This window comes from Chamaesiphon sp. OTE_20_metabat_361 (assembly GCF_031364565.1).
Window position 1 is genome coordinate 1 of sequence record NZ_JANLWO010000080.1, and the last position, 3,772, is coordinate 3,772.

Genomic DNA, 3,772 nt, shown 5'->3' on the forward strand with positions numbered 1-3,772 from the left:
CATTCCCCACTCCGCCATCGGGAGAGCCAGACGAATGCAAGTCGCTCGCCCCGAACTTCAGCACCAAGTGATGATCGAAGCCGTCGAAAACCACATGCCCGAAGTGATCGTCATCGATGAAATCGGTACCGAACTCGAAGCCCTCGCCGCCCGGACTATTGCCGAACGCGGTGTCCAATTAGTCGGGACTGCCCACGGCAATCGCCTCGAAAACCTGCTCAAAAACCCCACCCTCTCCGACCTCATCGGCGGAATTCAAGCAGTCACCCTCGGCGACGATGAAGCCCGTCGCCGCGCATCCCAAAAAACCGTCCTCGAACGTAAAGCCCCGCCCACCTTTGAAATCGCCGTCGAAATGCACGAACGCCACCGCTGGGTCGTTCACGATAGCGTCGCCGAAATGGTCGATACCCTGCTCCGCAACCGCCAGCCGACACCCCAAATTCGCACCGTTGACGAAACAGGTAAAGTCTCGATCGTCCGCGAAATCCCAGAGGTCTTGAAAAATGGTCTGATGCCGCCGCCAAACGTGCCCCAAACGCCCCGAGGCTGGCGGTCGAGCGGTCGGATGGCACCCATGCCAGCTACCCTAGCTACCAACGCCTCACAGGCGACCCTAGAGGCCGATCTGGGCTTCGCTCAACTCCTCGATCGCAACTGGGATGACGATGAAGCCATCATGCACTCAGCCGGGACACCAGTCGGCGCAAATGGCGAAGAATTACCCCTCCACGTCTATCCCTACGGCATCGGTCGCGACGAATTGGAACAGGTGATCGAAGTGTTAAATCTCCCTGTCATACTAACCAAAGACATGGGTAGTGCCGATGCCGTCCTCGCCCTGCGGACGCACATCAAAAATCACGCCAAACTGCGCCAAATTAGCAAAGTCCGCCAAGTCCCGATCTACAGCGTCAAATCGGGCACCATTCCCCAAATCACCCGCACCTTACGACGCATGTTGCACATGGACGATCCGGGCATCCCCGAAGCCGACGACATGCGGCTATTTGCCCAGAATGGCAGCGATGATGAAGTTGAAGCCCTAGAAGAAGCCCGATTAGCTGTCGAGCAAATCGTCATCCCCAACGGTCAACCCGTCGAATTGTTACCGCGATCGAGTTATGTCCGCAAAATGCAACACGAACTGATCGAACACTATCGGCTTAAATCAGCCAGCTTTGGCGAAGAACCCAATCGCCGCTTGCGGATTTTTCCAGCCTAGATTTAGGCTTTAGGTCTGACGATTGCCAGATGTTCGGCTCAAATACTTACATCTGGCGATCTCCATACTCCTCACCTAAAGCCTAAAACCTAAAACCTAAAACCTTCCCCTTGACAAGCACAAACGCGATCGAGTAAATTAATAAGTATTATGGGGTCATAGCTCAGTTGGTAGAGCACTACAATGGCATTGTAGGGGTCAGGAGTTCGAGCCTCCTTGTCTCCATCGGTTGGTAAAAGTATTGCTGGTAAGGCTTTTAGGAAACAAATCATGTCCTAACAGCCGAATTTTTGTGTCTACCAGTAGGTAGACAAGCTGAATTAGTGTGCTGTTACGGCTGGTTTGGATGGTTCATAGACCCCCCCAGCTAGACCCCCCAGCAAATGAGTACTAACGTTTGGACTGATAAGAAAGGTACCGCACTGAGGTTGCGGTGGAACTATGAAGGTAAGCGATATCAGCTAGCATTGGGCGGGTGACAAGTTGGATCGAGTTCGACGATCTTCAGTTAGTGAATGCGATCGAGCCAAACCCCAGCATAGCATTGAGGAACCCAAGCCGTCGATCGGTAATAAACATCAATTGAAACTCGACTTGGATGTAGCGGCTTGAATTTTCCCGATTTAATCTGTTTAATCAGAAGGTTAAACCTGGGGAACGGGTGTATTAATTGTCCGTAGCTTCTAGGAAATTTTTAAGATCTAGTAAGCTACTATCCAGATGTTCCCCTCGATCTTTACTTGCGGCATCATATTCCCGTTTAGCTTCTAGATATTTTGGACACTGATAAACAGATTCACCATCGTGACCTGATGCTAGGCATGTTTTGATAGCTATTACCACCATCGAGCTTTTCACCTCTTGCACAAGAGTCTTGACTCGTGCAATTGCATTGTGGGTTTCAACTTTTTCGTTAAATGCCGCTACTTTTTCGGCAGTAAGTCGTCCAGTTTTTTTTGCGTTTAATGGTGCCGAAACGATATAAGAATCGGGGATCTTGGAAATATCACTAGCAATAGCAGTGTTTGCGATCGACAGTGTTAAAACAGTTGCAGCAAAGGCAGTTAGTAGTTTCATTGTTTTGTCCGGTTGGTTTGATATTCCAAATTTAACAGCCACCCGATCGAGTTGTTGTGATTTAGAGAGGGAAACCAGTCTAGATCTTGAAAACTCTCCCAAATAGCACCCTTAATTCTGGAAGATCGCTCAGGGGCACTCAAATCTGAGAATCCCTTTCGATTGCCAGCTTAACCGTCTAATTTCTATTACCACGTCAGATAATAAAAATGTAACCAGATAAACACAAAATTTCCAAAAGTGTCCTGATACTCGATCTAACTACGTGGATATAGGGGTGTAGCTATTTGGGCTTAGTTCACGACAAGATGCAAAGTCAAGTAAATAAGATATTACTAATTGGACTTCTTTTCCCCTCAAGTATTTTCTTGACTTCGTGCGTTCCTAAAACTTGTGAATCAGCTCGGAGTAATTTTGAAAATGAACAAACAAAATATGCAAAATTAGGTGAGGAATTAACTCAACAAACAACAAATAAATATGGTGATAGACTTCGTGGATCTCAGATAAATAGTGCAGCAGATGAGGTGTATGCTAAATCAAAGTCAGCAGCAGATCGTCTTGCCGTCGCTCAAAATGAATACCAAGAAGCCTGTAAGTCAACAAAATCTAGTAGTGACTTAACAGATAATATTGCTCAAGATGCAAAAGTAACCGCAAAAAAAGAACCTACTCCAACGAATGTCAATGCTAACGTACCACAAACGACCATTGACAAGCCTGAACCAGAAAATACTACAGCAGTTTCAACTCTACCAGCCGAAGAACTAGCAGCCCAAAATGAGCGTATCGAACGCTCAAGACAGGAAACTGTTAATTGTGTAGAAAAAATGAAGTCTGGACAAATCGAAGCATATAACAAATGTATCAAAAATAAATAACCAACCAGGAAAAACTAATGAAAGAGCAAGAATTAGAACTGAGTAAGTTAAGCCCAGAAGCCCAATATCTGGAGCGTAAGAATATTCAATTGCGGGGCGAGATTCAGTGTTTAAACGATCGCATTGCTGGACTGGTGAAAGAGAATGAGAGGCTGAGATTGCAATTAAAGATACAGAAGACGATCGAATGGACAATCGATCGAATCAAAGGTATGTGGAATAGGCTAAGGAGTCAATCTATAACCAAATAAACCCAACACAAACATTCTGAAGCCTGATACTTTATCCGATTATCATCGTAGCGGGTAAGAGTATTAAGATTGGCATAACTACTAAGACGTTGAGCCGATCTAATGGTGCGATTTGACTCTTTCATAGATATTCACAAGAGTGTTCTGATTTATATCACAACTACATGGAAATATAGATAGCACACAATCGAGTAAAAGAAAATGGCTAACAACAATAAAGAAATCGACGCAATTATTAACAGAGTCATCCTCAGAGTCGTGGTACTAGCAGGGCTTGTATCGACTGCTATATTCGTGGCTGACGGTGCCATCAAAATGAACAATAAACCGTCTGTAAC

Annotated in this window: 4 protein-coding genes and 1 tRNA gene; 4 read left to right on the forward strand and 1 reads right to left on the reverse strand. The window is 45.9% G+C overall.

What is annotated here, in order from left to right:
• Together RMO35_RS02175 and RMO35_RS02180 are read left to right on the forward strand one after the other, a co-directional pair.
• Window positions 1–1,225 (forward strand): R3H domain-containing nucleic acid-binding protein (locus RMO35_RS02175; RefSeq protein ID WP_309738249.1); only part of this gene is annotated, 1,225 nt, incomplete at its 5' end.
• A gap of 152 nt (window positions 1,226–1,377) precedes the next feature.
• A tRNA-Ala gene (locus RMO35_RS02180) sits at window positions 1,378–1,450 on the forward strand.
• Window positions 1,451–1,891: 441 nt separating this feature from the next.
• Here RMO35_RS02180 and RMO35_RS02185 read toward each other — a convergent pair.
• Window positions 1,892–2,302, reverse strand: coding sequence for a hypothetical protein (locus tag RMO35_RS02185; protein WP_309738251.1), 411 nt, complete (start codon window positions 2,300–2,302; stop codon window positions 1,892–1,894).
• Between the two features lie 308 nt (window positions 2,303–2,610).
• Here RMO35_RS02185 and RMO35_RS02190 point away from each other — a divergent pair, with 308 nt between their 5' ends.
• Together RMO35_RS02190 and RMO35_RS02195 are read left to right on the forward strand one after the other, a co-directional pair.
• Window positions 2,611–3,183, forward strand: a complete 573-nt coding sequence (locus RMO35_RS02190; protein WP_309738252.1) for a hypothetical protein — start codon at window positions 2,611–2,613, stop codon at window positions 3,181–3,183.
• Window positions 3,184–3,200: 17 nt separating this feature from the next.
• Window positions 3,201–3,434 (forward strand): hypothetical protein, encoded by a 234-nt coding sequence (locus tag RMO35_RS02195; RefSeq protein WP_309738254.1) that lies wholly within the window; start codon window positions 3,201–3,203, stop codon window positions 3,432–3,434.
• The last annotated feature ends 338 nt before the right edge of the window (window positions 3,435–3,772 follow it).

Excerpts from the sequence above, each read along its gene's own strand:
- RMO35_RS02185 (WP_309738251.1), bottom strand. The coding sequence starts at position 2,302 with ATGAAACTACTAACTGCCTTTGCTGCAACTGTTTTAACACTGTCGATC.
- RMO35_RS02190 (WP_309738252.1), top strand. The coding sequence starts at position 2,611 with ATGCAAAGTCAAGTAAATAAGATATTACTAATTGGACTTCTTTTCCCC.
- RMO35_RS02195 (WP_309738254.1), top strand. The coding sequence starts at position 3,201 with ATGAAAGAGCAAGAATTAGAACTGAGTAAGTTAAGCCCAGAAGCCCAA.